Source organism: Fructobacillus papyrifericola (genome assembly GCF_018437235.1).
Taxonomy (GTDB): Bacteria; Bacillota; Bacilli; order Lactobacillales; family Lactobacillaceae; genus Fructobacillus; species Fructobacillus papyrifericola.
In genome coordinates, this window is the sequence record NZ_JAAMFJ010000002.1 from 20,762 (window position 1) to 47,659 (window position 26,898).

Consider the following 26,898-nt stretch of genomic DNA (forward strand, 5'->3'; position numbering starts at 1 on the left):
TCACGTCGAAAGGGCCATCCGGGTTAAACGCACCCAAATGGCCCTCTTTTTTACTCGCTTACGTAGTCGGACAAGTCCAGTGATTTGGCATCGTACCAGAGCTTATCCAAGTGGTAAAAGTCACGGGATTCTTCATCGAAGACGTGCACAATCACGTCACCCAAGTCCAAAACAACCCACTGGGCTTTTTCAAAGCCTTCGATGTGGTCGATTGGATAACCGGCTGCAACAACTTCTTCCTTCACTTCGCGGGCAATCGCTTGGACCTGACGGGTCGAGCTAGCCGATGCCAAAACGAAGTAGTCAGCCAAGAGGGAAACACCTTGCATGTCTAAGGCTGTCACGTCTTCACCACGCTTGTTATCGATGGCTTCTAAAACCGTCTTCAACAATTCCTTGCTTTCTTGGACCATAAAATCTCCTTTTACTTTTGTAAATAAGCTGCCCAGTCATTGTAGGCATCAAACGTCTTTGGATAAATCACTTGTTCTTTACTTGCTAGGTAGGACAAGGTGTGGGCCAACTGGTAGAAAACCCCTTGGCCCAAGGACTGGTCCGTCAAAGAACGGGCCTCTTCAACACCGGGAAAGTCCCGGCCGGTCTCAAGGTAGTCGGCCATGAAAATGACTTTATCAAGGGTGGTCATTTCCTCATGACCGCCCCCCGTTGTGTGCAGGCGAATGGCCTGCAAAATGGCTGGGTCCTTAATGCCCAGTTCGTCTTTGACGAATTCGGCCCCAACAACCCCGTGCCAAATGGGATTCCCCCACTTTTTTAAGGATGCCGGTAGCTTGGCCTGGTCAATCTTTTCTAAAAAGTCGGCCGCGCTGCGTTCCTTGGCATAGTCGTGCACCAGGCCGGCTAAAGCCGCCTCTTTCACGTCCACGCCGTTTTGCTTGGCTAACTTGACGGCATAGTCCGAGACCCGCAGGCAGTGTTCATAGCGGTGTTTGGACAGATGTGCTGCCACTTTTTCCTTGTAAACTGCAAGTGCTTGCTCATTTTCTGCTGTCATGTCTGCCCCCTTAAGCGAGTTTGTTAATTTCTAAGGAGTACTTCACGTACTTTTCGTCCTTGGCTTCTTCGTAAAGAAGAACCGTCTTCCCGATTACCTGGGCAACCGTGATATTGGACTTGGCCTCGATAAAGGCCGCCAGTTCCTTGGCAGAAAGCTCGGAGCCCTGTTGCACGTTCACCTTGATCAGTTCACGCTTGGCCAAGGCCTTTTCAACTTCGGCTAACCACTCTTCTGAAGCGCCGGCCTTTCCGATTGAAAAGATTGGGCTCAAAGTATTGGCTTGCGAACGCAAGTATCGTTTTTGTTTACCAGTTAATTGCATTAAATCATGGCCTTTCTCAAAAATACGGCAACGCCTGCTGGTGCGTATCCCTTAACGGTCACACCGGCTGGCAGAGTAATGAAACCAAGACCGGCAAACACCAAATCAGCAGCCGTCTTGGTCTTGAATTCGTGACCCACGAGCTTGGCAGACTGATCCTTTGGCACGGGTGCTAACAAGCTTCCCTGGTGCTTCTCGTAAAAGTCATCGGCCCCGGCCATCTTGGTCCGGTGCAGGTTCAAGTTGTTTTCAAAGTAGAAAGTCGCTGAGGTCTTCTGATCGCCAACACCAGCCAGCAAGTCAAAGCGTGCCAAACCACCAATGAAAATGGTTTGTTCCGGATTCAGTTGATAAGTCCGGGCTTTAATCTCGTTTTTCGGCAGGACGTACTTCAAGTCCTTGTCTGAAACCTGGTGGGCGTACTGATCGGCCTTGATAATTCCAGGCGTATCAATCAAAGCCTTGCCATCGTCTAAGGGAATGGCAATCTGGTCAAGGGTCGTGCCTGGGAAACGGGAGGTTGTGATCAACTCCTGAACACCGGTCTTGGACTTGATGATTTGGTTAATCAAGGTTGACTTACCAACGTTGGTCGTCCCAACGACGTAAACGTCTCGACCGGCGCGTAACTCATCGATGGTCGATAGAATGTCGTCCAAATTGGCCGGGTGAGCAGCAGAGGTCAAAGCAACGTCAACGGGCTTAATCCCCTGCTCCTTCAACTGACCACGGACCCAGTCCTTAATCTTGTTTGGCTTCAAGGACTTGGGCAACAAATCAACCTTGTTGCCGACCACAAAGATGGGATTGTCGGAACCAACGAAACGGGGCAGGCCCGGAATCGTCGAACCGGAAAAGTCAAAGAGATCCAAAACATAGACAATCAAGGCCTTGGCTTCCGAAACCTGGTGCAAGAGCTTGATAAAGTCGTCGTCAGTCAAAGAAACCGGTTGGATTTCGTTGTAGTGGCGCAAGCGGAAGCAGCGCTGGCAGAGCAACTGCTCGGATTCCAGCTGCTTTTGCAAAGCTGACATGGGGAGAAAACCAACCTCTTCCTTATCAGTTGTTTGCATCTTGGCTCCACAGCCAATGCAGTAAAGCCCTTCTTCTAAGGCTTCTTGCACCTCTTCTTTTGTGGCCATCGTTGCTTCTTTTTCTACCATATAGGCTTAGTCTTCCTTTGCTTGAGCGGCCTCTGTCAACGAATCGTAAAAGACCAGGCCCTTCTTTTTATAAATCATTTTCTTTGCTTGGTTTTCAATGAACCGGTTGACCCAAGTCTGCCACATGTCCGATTCAATCAAGCGCTCCACCAAAACGGAGGGCACACCGGCTAAGTGGGAGGCCCAGACGTCGGTCAGCATTTGGTCGCCAACCATCAGGACTTCGTCCTTTTTCAAGTCCCGTTCGCGCAGGACTTTTAAAATGCCCCGTGGCAGCGGCTTCAAGGACCAGGCCGTGTAATCAACGTCCAGGTCACCAACCGCCTTTTGAACACGCTCCCAGGTGTTGTTTGACACAACAATCACCTCGATACCGGCCGCCTTGGTCTCCTTCAACCATTCGTGCAACTCAGGGGTCCCCTGTGGATTATTCCAGGCTAAAAGCGTGTTATCCAAGTCGGTCAACACGGCTTTGATATTGTGCTTTTTCAATTCGGGAACGGATAAATCGTAAACGGATTTAACACAGTAAGTTGGCTTTAAAAAGTTTAGGACCATGCTTTTTCTCACTTCATTATTTACGTCTTATTATACACGAAATAACTGGCTTTCTGGGACAAAAAAAGACCCCAAAAGGGGCCTTCCATCCGACAAACAATTGGTTTAGTACCAACCGTTTGATTGGAAATGCGCGATGGCGTTTGCTACTGATCCATAGCGAGCCGCAATGTAACCTTGCATGGCTTGCAATTGGACAGCGTAATTACCACGGTAGTCTTGACCAGCTGCATAAGTTGCATAGGCTGATTCAGACAATTGACCGATTCCGTAGAAAGAACCGTTCGATGCGTTGACATTTCCGCTGGATTCACGTTGGATTAACCAGTTGATATCCCCGGAAGCATCAGAAGTAGTGGTAGTCGTTGCGGCAGAAGATGCCGTAGAAGTCGTTGCAGTACTTGATTGGGTGCTTACCGCAGTCGTAGCAGCTGAAGCTGCTTGGCTGGAAGTGTCGTCAGCTGACGTGTCTGTAGTAGACGCATCAGTATCGGCGGCGGCTTCTTGACTGACTGCTGAAAGTTCAATGCTCTTAATGTTATCCAATGATGAAACCGCCGTTTTGACAGTCTTACCATTAACGGAGCCAGCAACCTTAGCAGCTTGGTCAGTCGTGGATTTAGAACTATTAAATTGTGAGTTAACAGCGGTCAATGCGAGACCGACAACTGCAACACTAGTAAGTAAAATTTTATTAAACATCATGTCTTACATTATTCCCGATAGAGATTATCTGAAGATTAAAGTGAGAATTTCATCATTTTAATCAAAGAAATAAGTAATCAAACCTCCGTTGTCTTTCCGTGAAACAACCGCGTTGAGCGGGCGTTTGTGTGGTGTTCTTTATCTATTTTTCTTATTCAACCAGTGATATACTGGCCAACCCAATAATACGATTATAACGGAAATCAACACTCCTTGCAAATCGTTGGATAATTCCGACACTTCCACGTAGATGGAACCGACAATGGCAACGATCGGAATGAATGGGTAAAGGGGCATTGAAAAGTCCCGGTTCTTCCCCTCTGGATCCCGTCGGCGCAGGATAAAGGCACCGATGAAGGCCAGAATATAAAAGAGGAAGGTAATGAAAACGGCGTAGTCCGTCAGCTTATTTGGATCCGTAACCCACATCATGACGTAGCCAATGCCAATCATCAACCAGATGGCGGCGTTTGGCGTCTTTGACTTCTGATTCAACTTCGCAAAGGTCTTAGCAAAGGGAAAGTCGCCCTTCTTCGCCATGGCGTAGAGCACACGTGGGAAGGATACGACTTTACCGTTCAGGGTACCCATCAGCGAAATCAAGATGGCAACGGACAGCAAGCGTCCACCCCAAAGGCCAAAGGCCTGCTCGGCCACGTGAACCGTCGCGCTCGAACCGAGGGCAACAATTTTGTCGGCTGGAAGAGCCCGGTAAGTGCCGTACGAAACGCCAACAAAGGCGACAATGACGATCAAAATCCCATAAATAATCGCCTTTGGCAGGGTCTTCTGAGGATTCTTGATTTCACCAGAAATATTGGCGAGCGTCACCCACCCATCATAGGCAAAGAGCGTGGCCAAAACGGCGACACCGAAGCCACCCCCAGCCGTTTGCATGGTGGTTGAAACGGTCTGGGACAGAGCGTCTTCCTTGCCAAAGAAGAGACCAAAAATCGTCAGGGCAACAATCGGCAGCAACTTAATCGAGGTCGTCAAAACCTGGAAGGAAGCTGACGCGCGGTTTGGCACTGAGTTAATCAAGCCAATAATTCCGAGGCCAAGCATTCCAGCTGGCACAGACCAAGCCGTATTAAAGCCGAAGAGTGACGTAAAGAGCAGACCAAGGTATGCTGCAATCGCCCCCATCATGGCTGGTCCGTAAAAGACCACCTGCATCCAACCGGCCAAGTAACCGATTGTCTTGCCATAGAGCTTGGTCAGGTAGATGTAAATGCCACCCGTTTCCGTCATTTGTGAACCAACTTCGGCAACGGTCATACCCGCCGTCAAAGTCAAGATACCACCAGCCAACCAGGCCAGTAGAGCAAGCGAGGTCGAACCGGCCGTTTGTAGGACCGAACCCTGCTTAAAGAAAATCCCGGAACCAATGATTGTCCCAATTACCAAAGCGAGTGAGGACCAGAGACCAAACCCCCGGTTTAGTTCTTCTTTTTCCATTATTCGACCTCCTTTTTTATATTGATTTCAATAAATAGTATTTTAACATGTTTTTAATCTTGGGGGTGGAAAAGGTTTGAAAGGGCATTTGGGGGAATAAGAATATCTTAGTCTTGCCAATCAAATAAATGATGTTTTCAAAAGTTTATGGGCACCGTTCCGTACGTTTTTATTCGAGAAAGCGCTTTTTTCGAATAAAGTATCCACTTAGCACCCAAAATTAAGCATATCGAAGACAAAAAAGTCCCTCCAGGTATAAATACCTAGAGGGACTTAGCAAAAAATGATACAAAACTAGACCGTATTACATGTACTGGTTATCATTTTCCTCTTCATCTTTTTTCCGACGCTTTGCCAAAACAAAGAAGAAGAAACTTGGTGCTGACACGCCAACTACTCCGAGAGTCATCCAGAAACGATAATCCGGTTCCTTTGACTTAACAGATTTCTTAGTTGGCTTTGATTTTTTCGTCTGCTTTTCACCAGACTTTGTTGCGGGTAATTCCTTTGGTGTAGAAGCTTCTTGCATGAGCGCAGGTGAAGAAACAATTTGTAGCGGTGTCTGAAGAACTGGCTGTGCGACAAACGGCCGTACAGAACCTACGACATAGGAAGAAATAACTTCCTGCTTACCATTCAACAAAATTCCCCTCAAAGTATCGAAATCATCCGACTGGTCGATAGCTGCGAGAGCTTTTCTGACCTTTTCATTCAAGACAGCAGTCTGCTTTTCTTTCTCATCCACAGACAAGTTAGCGTCGTTGTTGATTGAATTCTGCACTTCGGCAGCAGTCTTTCTCAATTCTGACTTTGCCAACTCTTTTCGTTGGTCAAGATCATCCGACACGTGCTCACCATCAATCTTCTGGAGGCCAGCAGCCTTTGCTGCCGTCACGTCATCACTGCTTGTCGCATTCGTGATGTTGTCCTTGGCCGTTTGGGCGTCCTTATCAACCGCCGCCTTTTGGGCCGTCTTTTGGTCACCACTCAACGTCTTGTCCGCGTCAATGGCGTTCTTCACCGTCGTCGCTTCGTCGTCGATCGCATCCGCTGCCGTCTTCTTTTGATCTGCTAATGGTGTTCCGGTAGTGTAGTCTTTCGTAATTTTATCTACACCAGTTGTCCCAGCATCCGTAGCGGAAGCAGAATCGGAAGCAATAGTAACATTGCGCTTGGCATCCGCTGTATCAGAGGTTACATTATTTGACTGTTTCGTCTTATCATCATTGGAAAGACTATTATCAGCCTTTGTTTTGGCAGCTGTTTCAGCCGAAGCATTGTCAATAGCTGCGTTAGCAGCAGACTTTGCAATTTCCGTCTGCCCATCTTGAGTTGCTGCCTCAACTGTTCCCGCACCGGCAGTTTCAGCATTTGTTACTGTCGTGGTAGAAGTAGCATCCAAAATGTTTTGCTTTGCTGTTTTAGCAGCGCTTTCAATTGTTAACTTAGTAGCTTCTTTATCAATGTCGGACAATCCATCAACAGTCGTCTCAGAATTCTTAACAGAATTATTGATTGTAGAAGTTGCTGAAGCCTTAGCAGCATCCAATTGAATTTGGTTTTCACCTGCTGTTTGCAAACCGGAAATCTTGTCGGCATCCGTTGCATTATCAACATTTTCCTTGGCCGCATTACGATCATTGTTAATCAAGGCCGTCATGTCTTTTACTTCTTGCTCAGTCAAGTTCTGACCAGCAAGATTGGCAACTGCCTGATCAGCAGCTTGATCAATCGCTGCCTTAGCAGCATCCTTTGTCGCCGTTAAATCAATCTGCTTTGATCCGGCATCACGGGCAGCTTCAACCGTTTCTTTTCCAGATTCGGTAACTGTTTGAATATCATTTGTGTTGTCAGCGTCAAGAATGTTCTGCTTTGCAGTTGCTGCATCAGATGCAATTGCCGCTTGAGCATTCGTTTTTGCCGTTTTATCAGTGATCTTACTCAACTGATCGTTTTCTGCCGTCTTCACGGCATCATTAATAACAGCGGTCGCTGCTGCCTTAGCTGCGTCCACCTTAATTTGGTCTTCACCAGCTGTTTGCAAACCGGAAATCTTGTCGGCATCCGTTGCATTATCAACATTTTCCTTGGCCGCATTACGATCATTGTTAATCAAGGCCGTCATGTCTTTTACTTCTTGCTCAGTCAAGTTCTGACCAGCAAGATTGGCAACTGCCTGATCAGCAGCTTGATCAATCGCTGCCTTAGCAGCATCCTTTGTCGCCGTTAAATCAATCTGCTTTGATCCGGCATCACGGGCAGCTTCAACCGTTTCTTTCCCAGATTCGGTAACTGTTTGAATATCATTTGTGTTGTCAGCGTCAAGAATGTTCTGCTTTGCAGTTGCTGCATCAGATGCAATTGCCGCTTGAGCATTCGTTTTTGCCGTTTCATCAGTGATCTTACTCAACTGATCGTTTTCTGCCGTATTCACGGCATCATTAATAACAGCGGTCGCTGCTGCCTTAGCTGCGTCTACCTTAATTTGATTTTCACCAGCTGTTTGCAGACCTGAAATCTTGTCGGCATCCGTTGCATTATCAACATTTTCCTTGGCTGCATCGCGATCTTTATTGATGAGATTGGTCATGGCTGTGACTTCATCTGATGTCAGGTTCTGACCAGCAAGATTGGTAACTGCCTGATCAGCAGCTTGATCAATCGCTGCCTTAGCAGTATTTTTAGCTGTATCCAAAGCGCCAGCATTTTTAATAAGGTCATCAATTTTCTGCTTTGCCACCGTTACTTTTTCAGCAACTTCCGTGCTGGTAGTTGTTTCAGAATTGATGTCATTAATAGAGGTAGTCGCTAACGCTTTTACTTCTGAAATAATCTTATTTTTTTGATTATCAGTCAAGCCATCGACTTTACCAAGCGCACCAGTCTCACTGGTCTGCTGTGTCGCATACGCCAGAATGTCATTTTCTGCTTGAAGCTTCGTTTGACCGAGCTGGATATTTGCAATTCCAGTATTCTTAGCATTTTCAATGGCATCATCAACATTGGTTGCGTTTTTAATTGCATCAATCGCTGAATTAGCCGCAGTTTCCAATGATGTTTTAGCTGCTTCCTGATCAGTAAGATTTGTCATCTTATCAACAGCCGCTTGCGAAGTAGCTAGCTGTTCTTTAATCGCCGCAATGGCCTTATCGCGAGCACCACCGAGGGCTACTGCATTATCGTATTGCGCCTCAATTGTGGAAATAGCGTCACTTTGCGCATTATTAACAGTTAATACCAACTGCGCATTGTTAATCTGCGTTTGAGCTGATTGGGCCGCTTCCTTCACAGCGTTTGTGAAGGAAGCCTTTTCTTCATCAGTCAAGGTCATGGCCTCAATGGCCTGAGCCTTCGCATTTGAATCCTTCGCAACCGCATCCATTGCCTTAATCTTTTCGGCAATTAAATCAATGGCAGAAATGCCATTGTCCTTCTGAGTTGCCACATCATCAGAAGAATTTTGCGCTTCAATGTTCGTTTCGGCAGTGGTTGCTGAAGTCTTAATGTCTTCAATCAACTTTGCCAAAGTCGTTGAATCAATGACAGTCAAATCTTGAACGGCGTTAATTTGATTTGTTTTTTCTGATTCAATCGCATCCTTAGCCGCAGCTTTATCAGCGACAAGATCAATGGCTGAAATCCCATTGGTTACATCGGTATTGATTTCTTCGACCGTTCCGGCATTATTAATTCCATCGCGCGCCGTTTGAGCAGCATTCTCAATGTCTTTCAGCTTCTGCTCTTTGTCATCAATGGAAAGGCTTTCAACCGCTGCTTTTTTTGCAGATTCCTCATTGTTAATTTTTACAAGAGCAGCAGAACGGGCTGCGTCGGCAGCAGCTTTTGCAGATTTTGCATCATTGTTTGCCTGCACCACGTTCTGATCAATTTTTGCTAAATCATTAACAAAATCATCTGAAGTTGTCACATTATTGATCTGATTGGAAAAGTCATTTTTTTGTGATTCTGACAATGAATCTGCGTTATTCAGTGACGTTGTTGATTTTTTCTTCAAATGGTCAAGCAAAGCAGCATTATATCGATCAGCAAAAGCACTTCCTGAAATATACTTAGCCGTTGACCAAATTGGCCGTTAACCAGTTCCTAGATCAGTATCTGAACTGTACATGGCACTAATCGAATCAGTGCTTAACATTTTCACCGCTTCTAATTTAATGGTCAAGGTGGCTTCACCACCAACGACTTTACCAGTATTAATATAGGCATGAAGATAAGGAACCCCATTCTTATCATTCATGCTACTCAATGCTGTATTTACATTCGTAGTACCATCGCTCATACTTGCCGAAACTGATTTTTGTTTTTTATTTAGAGAATCCGACAAGAGAACATCAAAATATGAAAATCTTTTTCTACCATCCGTATCAATTGTTTTGGTATTGAAAACTAAGGTAACGTTATAGTTTCCATCTGAAGTGGGCTCAATACTCTTAAAATCAAACGTTACATTTTTCGCCAGAGTATCATCTATTATTGCTGTCGAATTTTTCCACTTCTTTTCTGTATCATAACCAATCAAATTTTTCGAACTATTTTCATATCTCTTATACCAAGTATTATTTGTTTCTTTCCATTCGCTAACAGTTAATCCATTGGTAGTTTTTTCATTTACCGCTGCATTCGCATGAATGGCTGCTGGGAAGAAATCAAGATGAATGTTCTCTGCAACATCCGCCGCTGCAGCTCCTAAAGCAACACCAATAATTCCAGCAAAAATCCAATTTTTACCAGATTTATACATTTTGTAACGTTCTTTTTTAACCATTTAATACCTATTTTCTATTTATATAAAATTTATTTTTATAATTTGCGAATTTTTAAATATACAATAATACTATTATACGTTACTTTTACTTATATTACAAATGTATTACAGAATATAATTTTTATTATACTTTCTAGACATCAATTGAAAATAAAAAGCTTTTTCCGTACGTTTTAAATAAAAAACAACAAAAAAGCAGCAACCTCATCGGTTGCTGCTTTTAAACATCTTTTACTTCTTTTCCGCCTTTTCCCGGGCAATGTCACGTTCCATGATTTGCTTCAGGTACTTGGCTGTATAGGACTCCGTGTTCTTGGCGACTTTTTCTGGGGTACCCGTGGCGATGATTTGACCACCGCCGGCACCACCCTCAGGACCAAGGTCGATGATCCAGTCAGCGGACTTGATTACATCCAGGTTGTGCTCAATGACGGTCACGGTGTTGCCGTTGTCAACCAACCGGTTCAAGACAAGCAGCAGGCGCTCGATATCGTCGGTGTGCAAACCAGTCGTTGGCTCGTCTAGGATGTAAATTGTCTTACCATTTGTGCGTCGGTGCAGTTCGGAAGCCAGCTTCATCCGCTGTGCTTCCCCACCTGACAAAGTCGTCGCGGACTGGCCCAACTTGACGTAGCCCAAGCCGACGTCCACAATCGTTTGCAAGCGACGGGCGATCTTTGGAATTGGTGCAAAGAAGTCCAAGGCATCTTCGGCCGTCATGTTCAAGACGTCAGAAATCGTCTTCCCCTTATAGGTCACTTCCAAAGTCTCGGAGTTGTAACGCGTGCCATGACAAACCTCACAGGCCACGTAAACATCGGGCAGGAAGTTCATCTCAATCTTGATGACCCCGTCACCGCGACAGTTTTCACAACGGCCACCCTTGGTGTTAAAGGAGAAACGGCCCTTGGCATAACCACGCAACTTGGCTTCATTGGTTTGGGCGAAGAGTTCGCGAATGTCATCAAAGACACCGGTATAGGTTGCTGGGTTCGAACGGGGTGTCCGTCCGATTGGCGACTGGTCGATGTCAACCACTTGTTCGACATTTTCGATTCCCTCAACCTTGCGGTAGGCACCGGGTTTGTTCGAGTTCTTGTTTAGCTTCTGCTTCAAGACACGCTTCAAGATGGTGTTGACCAACGTCGACTTTCCCGAACCAGAAACGCCAGTCACAGCCACGAACTTACCAAGTGGGAACTTGGCCGTCACGTTCTTCAAGTTGTTTTCCTTGGCTCCACGAATGATGATTTCCTCACCATTGCCCTTGCGACGGGACTTTGGCACCGGAATAAACTTCTTCCCAGACAGGTACTGACCAGTCAGTGACTTCGGATTGGCCATCACTTCAGCCGGTGTACCGGCCGCCATGATCTTACCACCAAGGGAACCTGCGCCCGGCCCAACGTCAATCAAATAATCGGCCGCATTCATCGTGTCTTCGTCGTGTTCAACGACGACCAGAGTGTTGCCCAAATCCCGCATGGCCTGCATGGAGGCCAGCAGCTTATCGTTGTCACGCTGGTGCAGTCCAATCGATGGCTCATCCAAGACGTAGAGCACACCGGACAGGTTGGCCCCGATTTGCGTGGCCAAGCGAATCCGCTGGGATTCTCCTCCAGACAGGGTCGCAGCGGACCGTGACAAAGTCAAATAGTCCAAGCCAACGGACTGGAGGAAGCCCAGGCGGTCCTTGATTTCCTTCAGGATTGGCTTGGCAATCTCATCGTCTTGTTGACCAAGTGAGATGTTGTTAAAGTAATCAATTTCGTCGTTAACTGGCAGGTTAGCCACGTCACCGATATTTTTGCCAGCGACTTTGATGGACAAGGCCGCCTTGTTCAGCCGGTAGCCGTGACAGGCCGGACAAGTCAACTTGGTCATGTACTGGGCCATGACATCACGGGTAAAGTCGGAGTTCGTTTCCTTGAAACGGCGGGCGATATTGTTCATAACCCCTTCGAAAGGTTGGTCAACATCGCGAACGCCACCAAAGTCGGAATTGAAATGGAAGTGGAAGTTCTTGTCGCCCGAACCATAGAGAATCAGTTCTTGCTGGTCCTTCTTCAATTCCTTAAAGGGCGTGTCCAAGTCAATCTTGAATTGCTCACAGAACTGCTCCAAGAGCGCTGGGTAATAATTCGATGAAATTGGATTCCAAGGGGCGATTGCTCCCTGACGAAGCGTCAACGTATCATCTGGAATAACCAAGTCAATGTCGACTTCCTGATTCGAACCCAAGCCCTGACAAACTGGGCAGGCCCCGTCGGGTGCGTTAAAGGAAAAGAGGCGGGGTTCCAAGCGACCCGGACGAAAGTCCTTCAAGTCACCCAGATAGTGGTCCGACATCCGAATTGGATCTGCGGCCTCCTCACCTTCCCGTGCGACTGGCTCCAACACGACTAGACCGTTAGCCAAACCAGTGGCAGCCTCGATGGAATCGAACAGTCGCGAACGCGAACCGTCCCGCAAAACCACTCGGTCAACCATGACCGAGATGTCGTGGAACTTGTTGCGGTCGAGGTTGACTTCGTCGGGGCCGTCGAGTTCGATGATTTCGCCATCAACTTTGGCACGGAGGTAACCCTGCTTTTGCATCTTTTCAAAAGTCTTTTGGTGGGTCCCCTTCTTGTGCTCAATGACCGGGGCAAAGACCTGGAGGCGAGTACCGTCTGCCAAAGTCTTTTGCACGTAGTCGACCATCTGATCGATGGTCTGCATGATTTTGGTGCCGTCAGCCGGGTCATCCGGCTTTCCCACACGTGCAAAGAGCAGACGGAAGTAATCTGCGATTTCGGTCACCGTTCCAACCGTTGAACGGGGGTTGTTCGAAGTCGTCTTCTGATCGATGGAAATAGCCGGTGAAAGGCCGTCAATCGAATCAACGTCTGGCTTATCCATCTGACCTAAGAATTGCCGAGCATAGGCTGAAAGGGACTCGACATAGCGCCGTTGCCCTTCCGCATAGAGCGTATCGAAGGCCAAGGAGGACTTTCCAGAACCAGATAGACCGGTCACGACTGTCAACGAATCCTTTGGAATGTCGACGTCAATGTTTTTTAAGTTGTGGGCGCGTGCACCCCGAATTTCAATTTTATTCTTTGCCATTGCTTCCTCTACTGGAGACGGGAACGGTGTTTTGTTCCCATCCTTCGATTCTTGAGCGGGCGGTCTTAGCGACCAGCCTGCTTTTTCAATTTCATAATGTTATCGCGAACCTTGGCGGCGGTTTCAAAGTCCAAGTCCTTGGCGGCGGCCCGCATTTGGGCGGCCAGATTCTCTAGAATATCGGTCTGATCCGACTTTGGCAAGTCAGCAAAGTCGACCTCGGTCATGTCCACCGAGCTGTCCGCCTCGACCGTCTTCGTTGACGAAATCAAGTCGCGAATATCCTTCTTGATGGTCTTTGGCGTGATGCCGTGTTCCTTGTTGTAGGCCATCTGAATCTCACGACGTCGGGCCGTTTCATCCATGGCCCACTTCATCGACTTGGTTACCGTATCAGCGTACAAAATCACGTGACCGTTCGCGTTACGGGCGGCACGCCCAATCGTCTGAATCAAGGAACGGGGGTTACGCAAGAAACCTTCCTTGTCGGCATCCAAAATGGCCACCAGAGAAGTTTCCGGCACGTCAATTCCCTCACGGAGCAGGTTGATCCCGACCAGCACGTCGTACTTGCCCAAACGAAGCTCACGAATAATCTTGGTTCGCTCCAGGGTCTTGATGTCCGAGTGCAGGTAGGCGACTTTGATACCAACGTCCTTCAAATAGTCCGTTAAGTCTTCCGACATGCGCTTGGTTAAGGTCGTGATAAAGACTCGCTCATCATTTTCGATTCGCTTGTTGATTTCACCGACCAAATCATCAATCTGGCCCATGACCGGACGAACCTCAACTTCAGGGTCTAGCAGACCGGTCGGACGAATGATCTGTTCAACCAGGTCCTTCTTTGGTACCCGCTCCAGTTCGTAGTCACCCGGCGTGGCGGACATGTAGATAATCTGGTTGACGCGGTCTTCAAACTCCGGCAGCTGCAAGGGCCGGTTGTCCAGAGCCGATGGCAGGCGGAAACCATAATCGACCAGCGTCTGCTTGCGGGCTCGATCGCCATTGTACATCCCGCGAACCTGGGGCATCGTCACGTGACTTTCGTCAACAACAATCAAAAAGTCATCCGGGAAGAAGTCCAGCAAGGTAAAGGGTGCCTCCCCCTCCTTACGGCCGTCCATCCAGCGGGAATAGTTTTCGATTCCCGGTGTGAAGCCCATTTCCTGGAGCATGGCCAAGTCGTATTCCGTTCGCTGGCGGAGCCGTTGGGCTTCCAGCAATTTACCATCGGCCTCCAGCTCCTTTAAGCGACCGTCCATTTCTTCACGAATACCGACCAGGGCTTCCTTCATCCGCTCGTCATCGGTCATGAAGTGCTTGGCTGGGTAGACGGCGACGTAGTCCTTTTCGGCTACGACTTGCCCGGTCAGGGCGTTGATTTGGCGAATTCGGTCAATCTCATCGCCAAAGAATTCCACCCGCAGGGCCAACTCGTCCTGTGACGATGGGAAGATTTCAATGACATCCCCACGCACCCGGAAGGTTCCACGCTGAAAGTCGATGTCGTTTCTAGCAAACTGCACGTCAACCAAGTCGTGCATCAGCTGGTTGCGTCCGTATTCGTTGCCTACCCGCAAGGAGATCACGTGACTCTTATACTGGTGGGGATCACCCAAACCAAAGATTGAGGAAACCGAAGCAACCACAATCGTATCGTTGCGCTCAAACAAGGAAGCCGTCGCCGAGTTACGGAGCTGATCGATTTCATCGTTAATGGCCGAGTCCTTTTCAATAAAGGTATCAGACGATGGTACGTAGGCCTCGGGCTGGTAGTAGTCATAGTAGGAAACAAAGTATTCGACCGCGTTGTTTGGGAAGAATTCCTTTAGCTCCGAATAGAGTTGACCGGCCAGAGTCTTGTTGTGGGACAGGACCAGGGTCGGCTTATTGTTTTTAGCAATCACGTTGGAGATGGTAAAAGTCTTTCCCGTCCCCGTTGCACCAAGGAGGATTTGCTCCTTCTCACCGTCCTTCAAGCCCTTGACCAAGTGGTCGATGGCCTTTGGCTGATCACCGGTCGGCGCATATTTTGAAACCACCTGGAACTGTTCATCATTTCGCTTTGGTTCAACCATTTTTGCCTCCCGATTCCGTTAAACACTTAGTGTTAGTATAACAAAAAACGAACAGATGTTCTATATCACACATCTGCTCGCTTTTTAATTGTTTTGTCTAAAACTACTTTAATTCCGGTGCGTCGGTTTGGTAGTCACCAACCGTGCTCTGGTAGTTGTTTTTAGCCAACAGTGACGTTGGGTTTGACTTTTGATTCTGCTTTAAGCTCTTCAAAGCCGAGGCCTTCTGGTAATCGTAAGAAGACTTGTCGACCGTGTAAGCGTTCAAGCGGGTCTTGTCGAAGCGCAACAAGTCACCGGTGATGACTTTGTCAGAGTAGGACAGGGACTTGTCGGCATAGGCCTGAACACGCTTAGCCGTAGCCTTCAAAGCCGGGTTAGACTGCATCGACAGCTTCTGACCAGTCTGTGTGTCGTAATAGTCGTTGCGATACTTCGTATAGGTCGGCGTGACCCAGTCGCCATTACGGAAGACAACCGTTTGCTGGTTTTGCTGGGAAAGCAAGTCGTGACCAAAGATGGTCATGCCATCCGTTGAAACGCCTAGTAGGTGCAGCAAGGTTGGCATCATGTCGATTTCACCACCGTAGGTGTGGTTAATGCCACCCTGCAGACCGTTGCTGTGAATCATGAACGGCACCTTCTGGAAGTTGGCCAAATCGTAGTTGTTGACCGAATCCTTGCCGAGCAACTTGGCAATTGCCGGCTGGTGGTTTTCGGAAATACCGTAGTGATCACCGTACAAGACGAAGGTCGAGTTATCGTACAAACCAGTCTTCTTCATGTAGTTCATCAGTTCGCCAAAGGCCTCATCCAAATAGTGGGCCGTTTGAACGTAGCCGTCGACCGTCGAATCACCAGTCTGCGTGGCTGGGAAAGTCGCGTTCTCCTTATCCAAGGTGTATGGGTAGTGGTTGGTAACCGTGATCAACTTTGCATAGAATGGCTGAGGCAACTGCTCCAGGTACTGAGCCGAGTCCTTCAAGAAAATCTTATCCTTCAAACCGTAACCAACTGAATAGTTGGCCTTGTCGGCGTTCGGAAAGTAATTCTTGGAGAAGAAGTAGTTGTAGCCAAAGGACTTGTAAGTGTTGTTTCGGTTCCAGAAAGTCGACACATCCCCGTGGAAGGCAGCTGACGTGTAGCCCTGCTGACCAAGGATGCCCGGCATGGCCTCAAAGGTGTTTGACGTACCGTACTTGGTCATGGCCGATCCCGTTGACAGACCGTAGAGCGAGTTCTCCTGCATCATTTCGGCATCGGAAGTCTTTCCCTGGCCAACCTGGTTGTAGAAGTTGTCAAAGGAAAGTGTGTTCTGGTCGTGGTAGAAGGCGTTCAGGTTTGGTGTGACTTCCTGGCCGTCGACCTTGTAATCAATCAAGAACTGCTGGAAGGACTCCAGGTGAATCACAATCACGTTCTTACCCTTCAGAGTTCCGTAGTAGGAAGCGTTGGCTGGAATATTGTTTTGATTAATAAAGTTCTGAACTGTCTTCAAATCCTTAGCCGTCGCGTCCTTACGGGAATCCGACTGCTTTTTGGTTTGAAAGGCGTTAAAGGCCGCGTATTCGTTTAGACCCAGATACTTAACAATGTAGTTGTTATCAAAGGAACGCGTCAGCAAACCCGAACGGTCGACCGAGGCAATGCCAAAGTCTACAAACATCAAGGCCACACCCAGGCAGGTCGTCAAGAAGGCGTAGCGCTTGGCCAGCCCCTTCTTGTCGATTGGCCAAAATTTAAAGAGCAGGCAGATGGCCAAAACCACCAAGTCCACGTAAACCAAAAAATCCGTTGGCCTAATAATGGCGGCAATCGACTTGCCCAAGTTATTCCCCGTTGACGAACCGGAACCAAGAATTCCAAAGGAAAGAAAGTCCGAGAATTCACGGTAATAAAGCATGTTTGAAAAGAGCCAAATCGTTTGAATCAAGTTAAAGAGCCAAACGAGGAAGTAGGCTAAGCGGCCACGGAAGTAGAGGGCAATCCCCAGTAAGATAATGGCCGTTGGGATGGGGTTTAAGGCCAGCAAGAACAGCTGGACTGGACCAGAAGCCCCAAGCGCGAAGTTAAAGAAGTAATTCAGGTAGGTTTTCAACCAAACGAGAATCAAGTTTAAGATGAAAAAGCCCGTTAGGCTGGTCCAACAGGAACCAGACTTTTTAATGCTCGACCAAGTCAAGCCCTTCTTCACCGCATCCATGAATCGTTGTAACATCTTTCAATCCTCACAAAAACTGACCTAAAAGGTCAGCTGTACGTCACGAAGTAAATCGTAAATTTCAATGGCCACCAAATCGACGTTATCGAAGTGGTAGTGCTTTTTTAAGCGGTGGTCCAAAATGTCCCAATCCTGGTTTTCCTGATCGTAGGTTACCTGGAGCAATTCCAGGCCGTATAGATCAAAGCGCCGTTTTTGGAAACGACCGTCCTTTGCCTTTTCCATGGCAAACAACCGCTTTAAGATACCTTGTAGTTGACTCTTCTCTTCTGACATATCACCCTTCTTTTGCTTTCCTTACCGGGATGACGTAGGCCAAAATGCCGGCAAAGAGACCGAAGTAGTAAGTTATCAAACGCCAAATCAAAATGACTAAGACCAGCGTCGCCGGATTCTTAACAAAGGGGGTAAAGAGCAACTGGAAGGACAGTTCGGCACCGCCGACCCCACCCGGAATTGGGAAGAGCGAAATCACCATGACAATCATGATGTTCATGGCGATAATCAACCAGGGATTGACCGAGGCGTAACCGAAGGCCCGAATCACAAAGTAGGGCACGACGTAGAGAGCAACGAGCTGTAATCCGGTATAGATGGTTGCAACGAGCAGCGCCCGACCAGAACGGATAACCCGCTTAGACTCCTCGTGGAAGCTCAAAATCTTCTGCTTGGCCCCTTCTTTAACTTGTGAAAGGCTTTCCCCTTTGTAAAGTCCTGAGACTAATTTAGCACCAAGGTCCACGACTTTCAAGGACAAAGCTGGCCAAAACATCACCAATAAAATACCGATGATGACAAAGGCGTGAATGGCAATGGCAAAGGGAATGAAAGTGGCAAAGGCCGGGTTCACGTTTTGGTAAATAAAGTTCTCGGCAGCAAAGTAGCCGACCACAAAGAACAGCACGACCACGATTTGATAAACCAAAAACTTCATCAAAATGACGGAAAGGGCCCTAGAAGCCGGCATCTTTCCCCGAGTTAGCCCATAGAGCTGGGCCGGTTGACCGCCGGTTGCAAAGGGCGTGATACCAACCCCCAACTGGTTCATCAGAGGCACTCGAATCAGGGTCCCCCAGGAAGTTTCTTCACGATCTTTTTTGCTCAACAAAGCATGCGTAGCAAAGGCTTCTAAAATTAGAGAAGTAATCATCATGAAAAAACCAACCAACAAGAAACGCCAGTCAAGGACTTTTAAAGCGGCTTCCAACTGCTTCCCGCGACCAGAAAGTTCGTTAACCAAGTAGTAAATCACCAGGCCGGTTGTGAAGAGCACAACCAGAGCCGATAACTGATTTCGACGTGACATAAACTGCTCCTTAAGCGTTTTGGTCGGTCAGGCGCAGGGCCACCGTGCCATTCTCGTTAAAAGGCAGGGCCTTTTCGTCCAAGGTTGCCCGATAGACCTGGCTCAGCACCTCCCCTACTTGGTGAAGGTCACGGCCCTTGGCAACCTCATAACCGGCTTCCGTCAAATCGGGCCGATTACCAGCCAAAATGGCCATCATTTGCTGGTCAAAGTCTTCGAGATCTTCTGCCTTGTAGCAGTTTTCTTGATCAACCAACCAGCCATCGTAAACCGGAATATCGCGAACCAGCAGATTTTGCTTGGAAGCTAGCGCCTCCAAGACAACAATCCCTTCCGTTTCTTCAAAAGAAGGATACAAGAAGAGGTCGGCGCCCGCATAGGCACCTTTAATAATGTCACCGGTAATGTAACCAGGGAAAATCAAGTTTTCTGGATGGTGTTCGATGGCTTCCCGAACCTTGGCGGGCACAATGGCCAGATTCGTGTGGCCAAACCAAATAAAGGTGATTTCTGGGTGGCGCTTGGCCAGCTCGATAAAGTCAAAGAGACCCTTGCGCTCAAAGAAGAGGCCAACGGCCATGACAACCTGCTGGTTTTCCTTAATATCAAAGTATTCCTTGTATGCTTGAATCCGCTTCTCGTCGGGTTCGTACTTGCTAATATCAATCCCGTTTGAAACCGGGTAAATCGGCTGTGTTAAGCCGTAATTTTCCAAGAGTGACTTGGAATAAGGGGTTGGTGTAATCAGGGCATCGGCTTGACTGTAGAGTGCCACCAAATACTTCTTGTAGAGCGGTGCCAAAAGGTTGGAACCAAAGAAGGAATTTCTGAAATCTTCATAAGTGGAGTGGGCGTGATAGACGACTTTCTTGCCCATCTTCTGCGCCTTTTTGACCATGTGCATCGAGTTCACCCCGTAGGTGTTGATATGCAAGACATCGTAATCGCGGCACTTGGGGTCGGTCGTCACGGTGACGTCAGCCACCGGTCCCAGTGCGGCCTGTTGCAGGCGCAAAGCACGGCCGATTCCCGACTGGGCAATCCATTTTTGATTTTCAAAGTATAAAAGGACTTTCAAAGTCAATTTCTCCTAAATGGGTTTCGTAAGAGTCGTTTGATGTAGCCGATTTCCTCGTCGTTCAACTGATCGGAGTCATCCTCTTCTTCGTTTTGCTGATAATCGCCAATCACTTCTTCGTAGAAGGCCATGACCCGCTTGGCAAAGGTCGTGGCATCGACGTTTTTCACGGCTGCCTTGCGGACCTTTTCGTCCTTTTCTGTCAGCGGACGAATCAAATAGGCCGCCAAGGCGTCCCGAAAGGCATCGTAGTCATCAACCAGTTCGCCAATTGCCGGATCCGTTACTAATTGATCCAAGTAGGGCGAGTGGATGGCCACAAAGGGCCGGTTTGATGCCAAAGCTTCAATAAAAGTCAGCCCCTGCGTTTCGGAATCCGATGAAGAAACAAAGACGGTGGCCAGGCGGTAGTAATCCGCCACCTGATCGTGGTCAACCATGCCAACGAAGGTAATCGAATCCTGCAACTCCAAATCTTCGACTTGTTCCTGCAGGGACTTTTTGGCTGGTCCATCCCCGGCAATGATGAGCCGGGCATTTGGAATCGTTTCCAAGATTTCGGAAAAGGCCGAAATCGTCATCGCGATGTTCTTTTCAAAGGCCAAACGGCCAAGTGAAAGGGCAACCGGTGTGCCCGGTTCAATCCCTAGTTTGGCGTGCAAGTCTTCCTTGCCAGCGCCCAGTTCCTTGACGGCCACACCGGTTGGAATCACCGGAATGGGAATGTCGTCAACACCATAAGAAAGCAGGCTCTCCTTCACCCGTTCGGAAGGTGCAATGCAGCCGTTCATCGACTTGAGGTAAGCCTTGACCAAGTGGGAAACGGCGGAAGGCTTCAAAAGCATGCCCCGGGCCACGTAGTGGGTGTAATCCTCGTACATAGTGTGGTAAGTGTGAATGGCTGGAATCTTCAGACGCCGGGCCACATACTTCCCAATCAAGCCAAGCGAGAATTCGGTTTGGGTGTGGACGATGTCCAAGTCCAGTTCCCGAGCAATCTCGACGGCTTGAATCAAGCCACGAAAAGTCAGACGCCGGTCCTTAAAGCCAAAGTAAGGTAAAGAAGAGAAACGGTATATCCGTTCCTCTTTCGTGTGCTTGTCGACTTTTGGATCCGTCGTTGTAAAAATGTAGACCTCGTGGCCCTGTTCTTCCAGGGCGTCTTTCAAGGTTTGAATGGACGTTGCTACTCCAGAAACCTGTGGAAAGTAGGTATCCGTGAATAAGCCAATTTTCATGGTTTGCCCCCATTGCTAAATCGCACTAAGCATAATGATAACATTATACCATTTTTGCCCCTTTCAGCCAAAAAGGACCGGGTTAATCAAAGACCATTTGGTTGTAATAAAGCTCGGAATAGAAGCCTTTTTCAGCGATTAGTTGGGCGTGTGAGCCCTTCTCAATCACCTGACCATCCTTCAAAACAACAATCTGGTCAGCTGACAAAATTGTCTTCAGCCGGTGGGCAATCACAAATGAGGTCCGGTCCCGCATGACGTTTTCCATGGCCGCCTGAATCCTTTCTTCGGTCACCGTATCAACGTTGGCCGTCGCCTCATCCAAGATGAGCAGGTCGGGATTAGTCAAAATCGTCCGAGCAATCGACAGCAACTGTTTTTGACCGGTTGAAAAGAGGTTGTCCGCCCCCGTCACCTTCGTATCATAGCCATCCGGCAGGCTCATGATAAAGTCGTGAATGTTGGCCTGCTTGGCCGCCTCTTTCACCTCTTCCAAACTTGCTTCGGGCTTTCCAAAGGCAATGTTTTCCCGAATTGACTTGGAAAAAACCACGGATTCCTGCAGCACAATGCCAACCCGGTTACGCAAGGAGGTCAGGTCAAAGTCCTGCAAGGGTGTGCCATCATAGGTGATCTTCCCACCGTTCAAATCATAGAAACGGTTCAGCAAATTCATCACCGTCGTCTTACCAGAACCCGTTGGCCCAACTAGGGCCACCATCTGCTCCTTTTTCACGTCAATGGAGACATCCTTTAAGATTGGACGAGCTGGCTGGTAGGCAAAGTCGACGTGGGACAAAACCACGCCCTCTTTCAAGGGACCGGCCTGCTTTTTTCCGCCATTAACTTCGTTTGGCTTCTCTTCCACATCCCGAATCCGGTTGGCACCGGTAATGGCCAACTGTAATGGATTATAAATGGCTGTCAACTGTGAAATTGGCTGGAAGTATTGCTGCGAATAGGTCACAAAGACCACGATCAAAGAAAGGCCAGCCGCCTTGTCCATCCCGTTGTGTAGAACCAGCCAGGAACCAAAGAAAATCACGATGGCCAGGTTCAACAAGGAGAAGCCCTGCATCAAAGGTGATAAGAGGCCGGAAAAGAACTGGCCCTTCTGGCTGGCCTTGCGTACTTCTTCGTTGAATGGTCCAAAGGCTTCCACGGAAGCCTGCTGCCGACCTTCGGCCAAGAGTACGGCTTGACCGGAGAGTTGCTCGTTAATGTAGCCGTTTAGATCACCGGTTGCCTGCTGCTGCCTTTCAATTTGCTTACGGGCCTTGTTAACGATAGAAAGGGCCACGATAACGGCGAATGGTGAAAGAGCCATGGTCACCAGGGCCATGGTCAGTGACTTTTCTAACATCATCCAGATGATGCCTAAAAAGAGCACGCCCTGGGAGAAAATCTGAAAGACGGCCGAGTTCATGGCGTTGAAGACGTTATCCAAATCCGAGGTGAACAAAGACAAAATCTTGCCGTCCTGATGGGAGTCAAAGTAGCGAATGGTCTTTCTTTGCAGGTTGGCAAAGAGGCCGAGGCGCATTTCGCCAACAGAATCCGAGGAGATCCGTGAGATTACAAGGCCGGATAGCACCAGGCCAATTTCGGACAGCAAGTAAAAGATCACCATCCCCACCAAGGCCTTGTAAAAGTCCTGCAGAGAGGCGTGGGCCCCTGGCGTAAAGGAGGCCGTCAAGTACTTGGTCAGACCCGAGACGGCATCCCCTAAGTAGAGCGGGGCCTTAATCTGGGCGTAAGTGCCGGCCAGAGTGAAGACGGCCGCAAAGAGCAGCCCCTTCCAGTAGGGCTTCAGGTAGCGCACAAAGTAGTCAACGGCTTGTTTTAGCTTATTCATGGTCGCCCTCCTTTCCCTTCTGACTTTGGTAAATTTCTTGGTAGAAGGAACTCTCTTCTAGGAGTTCCTGGTGGCTTCCCGAACCAACAATCCGACCCTCATCAAGAACGAGAATCCGGTCGGCATGGATAATGGAGGCAATTTTTTCGGCAATGATGACCTTTGTCGTTTGACCAAAGTCCTTCTCCAAGACTTCTTGAACCCGCTTTTCAGAACGGGCGTCCAGGGCCGACGTCGCATCATCTAAAATCAAAAGCCGGGGCTTTTTGACAAGGGCTCGGGCCAGGGATAGGCGCTGCTTTTGCCCACCGGAAAGGTTGGCCGAACGCTCTGAAATTTCGTGTTCCAAGCCATCTGGGTAGGTAAAGACAAAGTCGGCGGCCTGGGCAGCCGAAACAGCCGCCTCCAAATCTGCTTGACTAGCCTCTGGATTACCCATCCTCAAGTTCTTCTCAATCGTTCCAGAAAAGAGGACTGGTTTTTGCATCACGATACCGACCGCCTGATGCCAGTCGCTTTCAGCAATGTCTTCGATGGCCTGACCATCAACTAAGACCTGGCCCTTTTCGGCCTGGTAGAGCCGGGCCAACAAGAGGGCCAAAGTTGACTTGCCAGATCCCGTCGAACCGACGATGCCCAAGGTCTGTCCCGCCGCCAGTGTAAAGGACAGGTCCTTCAAAACTGCTTCTTCCGCCTTCGGGTAAGTAAAAGTCAAACCATCCACAACCAGTTCCTTGGTCAAGAAGGCGTCTTTTTCAATCGCTACTTGCCCTTCTTCGTTAGCTTGAGCCGTTTCCTCGCCCATCACGGCCGCGATTCGTTTCAATGAGACGAAGCCACGGGAGGCAAAGGTCGAAATCATCCCCAACATCAAAAGGGCCATCAAAATTTGGTTCAAATAGGTAATAAAGGGGGTGATTTTAGCCAGTTGATCTGGCGCTTCTTTAATCGAAGTCGAAATAAAGAGCAGGGCGGAGGCAATGGCCGCGTAGGAAATCAACATGAAAATTGGGAACATCAGGTTGAAAAGATAGCCGATTTTCGTGTTGACCGCCGTCAACTGGGCCGTGTTTTCGGCAAAGTTTTGCTCCTCTTGCCCCTGCTGGTTAAAGGACTTCACCACGCGCACGCCAGCCAGGTTTTCCTGTGCTAAGGTGTTGTTTTGGTCAATCAAGTGCTGAATTTTACCGAAGTAACGGCCCATCATGGCAAAGATGCGCTTGGATGACAGAACAATCAGGACAATCATCAACAGCACCACCCACCAAAGAGAAGGGAGGGTCCAAATGGCCAAAACGATGGCGCCAATAAAGAGGATGGGCACCCGCAAAACCATCTGAAGACTCTGCATGACCAGCTGCTGAACCTGGTTAATGTCGTTGGTCAACCGAACCACCAGGTTAGCTGAACTATAGGACTGGACCTGTTCGAGTGAAAAGGACTGAATCTTTTCGTATTCGGCCAAGCGGATGTCAGCGGCCACTCCCTGGGAAACCTGGGAGGCAAAGTACGTGCCGGTGATCCCGGCTAAGATACCAAGCAAGGCCAGGCCCAACAAAAAGGCCCCGTTTTTCAAAATCACATCCGACTGGTTTTGAATGATGGCCGACATCATTTTTTCTAGAAACTGTGGCTGTGCCAAAGTCGAAAAGGCCATCAGCGTAACAGCTACAACGGCCACGGTTATTTTCTTCCAGTACGGCTTGGCATACGTTATTAATAATCCCATGGAAAACTCCTATCCGGCATTGTTTGAAAAAGGACTCTTCTTTTGGAAGAGTCCTTGAGACGGTTAAACCGTCATTTTGGGGCCAGGGCCCACCGCCATTTTCTTTCGCTTCATTTACCACCATTTTACGGAAAGATTGAGGAAAGTCCATGGTCAAATGTAAACATTCGCTCCACTTTTATTCCTTTTCTTGACGGCTTCGGCTAAAGAGCGAACAGAGTAAGAGCAAAGCAGCCGTGCTCAGTAAGCAAATGGTCGCTAAGCCGGAGAGCCGCCCCATACTTTCCGGATAGAAAATCAGCACAAAACAAACACCTAAGATTAAGAAGAGCGCGGTCAGCGCCCGAAAGTAAATCGACAACATCGTCTCCCCCTTTTTGATGGATTGACTGGCAAAAAGCCTTCTTTCTGTCTGCATTATAGCACCTAAAAGACCGGCCTTGTCCCTTTCAGACAATCTTAGACAAAATCCGTCAAAATGCCTAAAAACAAAAAAGCCCCGCCAACCGGCAGGACTTTTTCATCAATCCAAAAGACCTTAGTCTTCCTTCTTTTCTTCAGCTTCTTCAGCAGGCTTTTCGTCTGCTGGCTTCGTTGCTTCATCAGCCTTTGCTGCTTCAGCATTCTTAACGGAGCGGATGGCCGTCAACTCGAAAGTCAAGATAACGCCTTCGCAATCCAAGTCAACCGTCTTTTCGGCTTCGTTGACGCGGTCAACCTTACCGTGCAAGCCACCAATGGTAATGACGTCAGAGCCCTTTACCATTTGGTTCTTCATTTCAGCTTGGCGTGCCTGTTGCTTCTTTTGTGTACGTGACATCCACCAAACCATCACGATAACAAGGACAAGGGGGAGAATAAAACTTTGCATGCGATTACTTCCTTCTTTTAATTAATTGTATACATTGTACCAGATTTTAGAAAAGGCGGGCGTTCTTTTTGTTATAGCCGTAGTCTTCTAAGACCTTCTCGCGGAATTCCAAGAGGCGGTCCTCTTCAATTGCCTGACGCATTTCCTCCATCAAGTGCAAGAGATAGCGCAGGTTATGTTCGGAAGCGATTTGCGCCCCCAAACGCTCGTTGGCGTTAAAGAGGTGGTGCAAGTAGGAACGGGAAAGGTTCTGGTAAGGGCTGTAGTTTGGCAAATCGTACTGGGCCAGGTTGCCAAACTGGTTCTTGCGAATCGGGTTGTCCGAATAATAGGTCAGATCCGGATCGATCGGTGAAAAGTCCTTCTTATAGCGGGAGTTTTTAATCACCACCCGGCCCTTTGAGGTCATCAACGTCCCCTTGCGACCGATTCGGGTTGGCAAGACACAGTCGAACATGTCAATCCCACGAATCACGCCGTCAATCAGTGAATCCGGTGCGGCAACACCCATCAAGTAACGGGGCTTGTCTTCAGGCAAAAGGGGCATGGTAAAATCCAAGACCCGGTTCATTTCCTTTTTGGATTCCCCGACCGAAAGGCCACCAACGGCATAGCCTGGCAGGTCCATCTTGACCAATTCCCGGGCCGATTCCGTGCGCAAATCGCGGAAGCCGGCTCCTTGAACAATCCCAAAGAGTGCCTGACTGTCCGTTTTCTTGTGGTACTGCTGGGCTCGGTCGGCCCAACGCAGGGACCGTTGCATGGAATTTTTGATGTAGTCATAGGTTTCAAAGTAAGGAATCGCTTCGTCCAACTGCATCATGACGTCAGAGCCCAGGTTATTTTGGATCCGCATGGCCACTTCCGGTGACAAGAACATCTTGTCGCCGTTTACGTGGTTTTGAAAAGTCACACCCTCTTCTTTGAGCTTTCGCGCATCGGACAAAGAGAAGACCTGGAAGCCACCGGAATCCGTCAGGATGGCCTGGTCCCAACCCATGTACTTGTGCAGGCCCCCGGCTTCGGCAATCAATTCATCGCCAGGCCGGACCCAGAGGTGGTAAGTGTTGGCCAGGATAAACTGGGAACCGATTTCCTTTAGGGTGCGGGTGTTCACGCCCTTAACGGCCCCCTGTGTGCCAACCGGCATGAACATGGGGGTTTCATAGACTCCGTGCGGCGTGTGCAAGCGCCCACGACGGGCCCCGGTGTGTTTTTCTGTGTGGAGATGTTCGTACCAGACGGCTGGCTTTTGCTCTTTCATACTGCACCTACTTGATTTGTTTTCTTTCTATATTGTAGCACGGACCGACTTTTGCCCGCCTACAAAGCAGTTGTTTCTTCGTAAAATCCGCGTTATGATAGCCGCAGCTTGAAAATGTTTTCAATCGAAAGGATGTCAAA

Annotated in this window: 21 protein-coding genes; all 21 read right to left on the bottom strand. The window is 48.5% G+C overall.

Translation table 11 applies throughout. From position 1 onward, the window contains the following. Positions 1-50: 50 nt before the first annotated feature. The 21 genes from rsfS to tgt all read right to left on the bottom strand — a co-directional run bounded on the left by rsfS (position 51) and on the right by tgt (position 26,758). On the bottom strand, positions 51-413 hold the full coding sequence (gene rsfS / locus G6R28_RS03565) for a ribosome silencing factor (protein ID WP_213792873.1): 363 nt from the start codon (positions 411-413) through the stop codon (positions 51-53). A gap of 11 nt (positions 414-424) precedes the next feature. After that, positions 425-1,015 (bottom strand): bis(5'-nucleosyl)-tetraphosphatase (symmetrical) YqeK, encoded by a 591-nt coding sequence (gene yqeK / locus G6R28_RS03570; protein WP_213792874.1) that lies wholly within the window; start codon positions 1,013-1,015, stop codon positions 425-427. Between the two features lie 10 nt (positions 1,016-1,025). Next, on the bottom strand, positions 1,026-1,340 hold the full coding sequence (gene yhbY / locus G6R28_RS03575) for a ribosome assembly RNA-binding protein YhbY (RefSeq protein WP_213792875.1): 315 nt from the start codon (positions 1,338-1,340) through the stop codon (positions 1,026-1,028). Beyond that, positions 1,340-2,503: a ribosome biogenesis GTPase YqeH gene (yqeH, locus tag G6R28_RS03580; RefSeq protein WP_213792876.1), complete on the bottom strand. Its 1,164-nt coding sequence runs from the start codon at positions 2,501-2,503 to the stop codon at positions 1,340-1,342. Before yqeH ends, yhbY begins: the two co-directional genes overlap by 1 nt. Positions 2,504-2,509: 6 nt before the next feature. Beyond that, the gene (locus tag G6R28_RS03585) at positions 2,510-3,061 is read right to left on the bottom strand and encodes a YqeG family HAD IIIA-type phosphatase (protein ID WP_213792877.1); all 552 of its coding nucleotides are present in this window, start codon (positions 3,059-3,061) and stop codon (positions 2,510-2,512) included. 105 nt (positions 3,062-3,166) lie between these two features. Continuing rightward, entirely contained in the window at positions 3,167-3,766 is a 600-nt protein-coding gene (locus G6R28_RS03590) for an aggregation-promoting factor C-terminal-like domain-containing protein (RefSeq protein ID WP_238479330.1), read from the bottom strand. Between the two features lie 138 nt (positions 3,767-3,904). Further along, a complete protein-coding gene (locus G6R28_RS03595; protein WP_213792878.1) occupies positions 3,905-5,224 on the bottom strand; it encodes an APC family permease in 1,320 nt (439 codons plus the stop codon). 304 nt (positions 5,225-5,528) lie between these two features. Beyond that, positions 5,529-9,197, bottom strand: coding sequence for a DUF1542 domain-containing protein (locus G6R28_RS03600; RefSeq protein WP_213792879.1), 3,669 nt, complete (start codon positions 9,195-9,197; stop codon positions 5,529-5,531). 120 nt (positions 9,198-9,317) lie between these two features. Next, a complete protein-coding gene (locus G6R28_RS03605) occupies positions 9,318-10,010 on the bottom strand; it encodes a KxYKxGKxW signal peptide domain-containing protein (protein WP_213792880.1) in 693 nt (230 codons plus the stop codon). A gap of 231 nt (positions 10,011-10,241) precedes the next feature. Then, positions 10,242-13,118 carry an excinuclease ABC subunit UvrA gene (gene uvrA, locus G6R28_RS03610; protein WP_213792881.1) on the bottom strand — a complete coding sequence of 959 codons (2,877 nt, stop codon included), beginning with the start codon at positions 13,116-13,118 and terminating at the stop codon, positions 10,242-10,244. A gap of 65 nt (positions 13,119-13,183) precedes the next feature. Next, the gene (gene uvrB, locus G6R28_RS03615; protein WP_213792882.1) at positions 13,184-15,196 is read right to left on the bottom strand and encodes an excinuclease ABC subunit UvrB; all 2,013 of its coding nucleotides are present in this window, start codon (positions 15,194-15,196) and stop codon (positions 13,184-13,186) included. A gap of 103 nt (positions 15,197-15,299) precedes the next feature. Further along, positions 15,300-17,414, bottom strand: coding sequence for an LTA synthase family protein (locus G6R28_RS03620; RefSeq protein ID WP_238479332.1), 2,115 nt, complete (start codon positions 17,412-17,414; stop codon positions 15,300-15,302). A gap of 24 nt (positions 17,415-17,438) precedes the next feature. Then, positions 17,439-17,693 carry a DUF1797 family protein gene (locus G6R28_RS03625; protein ID WP_213792883.1) on the bottom strand — a complete coding sequence of 85 codons (255 nt, stop codon included), beginning with the start codon at positions 17,691-17,693 and terminating at the stop codon, positions 17,439-17,441. A gap of 1 nt (position 17,694) precedes the next feature. Further along, entirely contained in the window at positions 17,695-18,723 is a 1,029-nt protein-coding gene (locus G6R28_RS03630) for a lysylphosphatidylglycerol synthase transmembrane domain-containing protein (RefSeq protein ID WP_213792884.1), read from the bottom strand. Positions 18,724-18,733: 10 nt separating this feature from the next. Continuing rightward, positions 18,734-19,801, bottom strand: coding sequence for an LTA glycolipid anchor biosynthesis glycosyltransferase, IagA/BgsA family (locus G6R28_RS03635; protein WP_213792885.1), 1,068 nt, complete (start codon positions 19,799-19,801; stop codon positions 18,734-18,736). A gap of 2 nt (positions 19,802-19,803) precedes the next feature. Further along, positions 19,804-21,039, bottom strand: coding sequence for a glycosyltransferase family 4 protein (locus G6R28_RS03640; protein WP_213792886.1), 1,236 nt, complete (start codon positions 21,037-21,039; stop codon positions 19,804-19,806). Between the two features lie 82 nt (positions 21,040-21,121). Then, the gene (locus tag G6R28_RS03645) at positions 21,122-22,894 is read right to left on the bottom strand and encodes an ABC transporter ATP-binding protein (protein WP_213792887.1); all 1,773 of its coding nucleotides are present in this window, start codon (positions 22,892-22,894) and stop codon (positions 21,122-21,124) included. Continuing rightward, positions 22,887-24,623: an ABC transporter ATP-binding protein gene (locus G6R28_RS03650; protein WP_213792888.1), complete on the bottom strand. Its 1,737-nt coding sequence runs from the start codon at positions 24,621-24,623 to the stop codon at positions 22,887-22,889. Before G6R28_RS03650 ends, G6R28_RS03645 begins: the two co-directional genes overlap by 8 nt. 178 nt (positions 24,624-24,801) lie before the next feature. Continuing rightward, entirely contained in the window at positions 24,802-24,987 is a 186-nt protein-coding gene (locus G6R28_RS03655; protein ID WP_213792889.1) for a hypothetical protein, read from the bottom strand. A gap of 174 nt (positions 24,988-25,161) precedes the next feature. Continuing rightward, a complete protein-coding gene (gene yajC, locus G6R28_RS03660) occupies positions 25,162-25,494 on the bottom strand; it encodes a preprotein translocase subunit YajC (RefSeq protein ID WP_213792890.1) in 333 nt (110 codons plus the stop codon). 46 nt (positions 25,495-25,540) lie between these two features. Continuing rightward, a complete protein-coding gene (gene tgt, locus G6R28_RS03665) occupies positions 25,541-26,758 on the bottom strand; it encodes a tRNA guanosine(34) transglycosylase Tgt (RefSeq protein ID WP_213792891.1) in 1,218 nt (405 codons plus the stop codon). Between the last annotated feature and the right edge of the window lie 140 nt (positions 26,759-26,898).

Coding starts and splice junctions, on each gene's coding strand:
- rsfS (WP_213792873.1), bottom strand. CDS start 413: ATGGTCCAAGAAAGCAAGGAATTGTTGAAGACGGTTTTAGAAGCCATC.
- yqeK (WP_213792874.1), bottom strand. CDS start 1,015: ATGACAGCAGAAAATGAGCAAGCACTTGCAGTTTACAAGGAAAAAGTG.
- yhbY (WP_213792875.1), bottom strand. CDS start 1,340: ATGCAATTAACTGGTAAACAAAAACGATACTTGCGTTCGCAAGCCAAT.
- yqeH (WP_213792876.1), bottom strand. CDS start 2,503: ATGGTAGAAAAAGAAGCAACGATGGCCACAAAAGAAGAGGTGCAAGAA.
- G6R28_RS03585 (WP_213792877.1), bottom strand. CDS start 3,061: ATGGTCCTAAACTTTTTAAAGCCAACTTACTGTGTTAAATCCGTTTAC.
- G6R28_RS03590 (WP_238479330.1), bottom strand. CDS start 3,766: ATGATGTTTAATAAAATTTTACTTACTAGTGTTGCAGTTGTCGGTCTC.
- G6R28_RS03595 (WP_213792878.1), bottom strand. CDS start 5,224: ATGGAAAAAGAAGAACTAAACCGGGGGTTTGGTCTCTGGTCCTCACTC.
- G6R28_RS03605 (WP_213792880.1), bottom strand. CDS start 10,010: ATGGTTAAAAAAGAACGTTACAAAATGTATAAATCTGGTAAAAATTGG.
- uvrA (WP_213792881.1), bottom strand. CDS start 13,118: ATGGCAAAGAATAAAATTGAAATTCGGGGTGCACGCGCCCACAACTTA.
- uvrB (WP_213792882.1), bottom strand. CDS start 15,196: ATGGTTGAACCAAAGCGAAATGATGAACAGTTCCAGGTGGTTTCAAAA.
- G6R28_RS03620 (WP_238479332.1), bottom strand. CDS start 17,414: ATGTTACAACGATTCATGGATGCGGTGAAGAAGGGCTTGACTTGGTCG.
- G6R28_RS03625 (WP_213792883.1), bottom strand. CDS start 17,693: ATGTCAGAAGAGAAGAGTCAACTACAAGGTATCTTAAAGCGGTTGTTT.
- G6R28_RS03630 (WP_213792884.1), bottom strand. CDS start 18,723: ATGTCACGTCGAAATCAGTTATCGGCTCTGGTTGTGCTCTTCACAACC.
- G6R28_RS03640 (WP_213792886.1), bottom strand. CDS start 21,039: ATGAAAATTGGCTTATTCACGGATACCTACTTTCCACAGGTTTCTGGA.
- G6R28_RS03645 (WP_213792887.1), bottom strand. CDS start 22,894: ATGAATAAGCTAAAACAAGCCGTTGACTACTTTGTGCGCTACCTGAAG.
- G6R28_RS03650 (WP_213792888.1), bottom strand. CDS start 24,623: ATGGGATTATTAATAACGTATGCCAAGCCGTACTGGAAGAAAATAACC.
- G6R28_RS03655 (WP_213792889.1), bottom strand. CDS start 24,987: ATGTTGTCGATTTACTTTCGGGCGCTGACCGCGCTCTTCTTAATCTTA.
- yajC (WP_213792890.1), bottom strand. CDS start 25,494: ATGCAAAGTTTTATTCTCCCCCTTGTCCTTGTTATCGTGATGGTTTGG.
- tgt (WP_213792891.1), bottom strand. CDS start 26,758: ATGAAAGAGCAAAAGCCAGCCGTCTGGTACGAACATCTCCACACAGAA.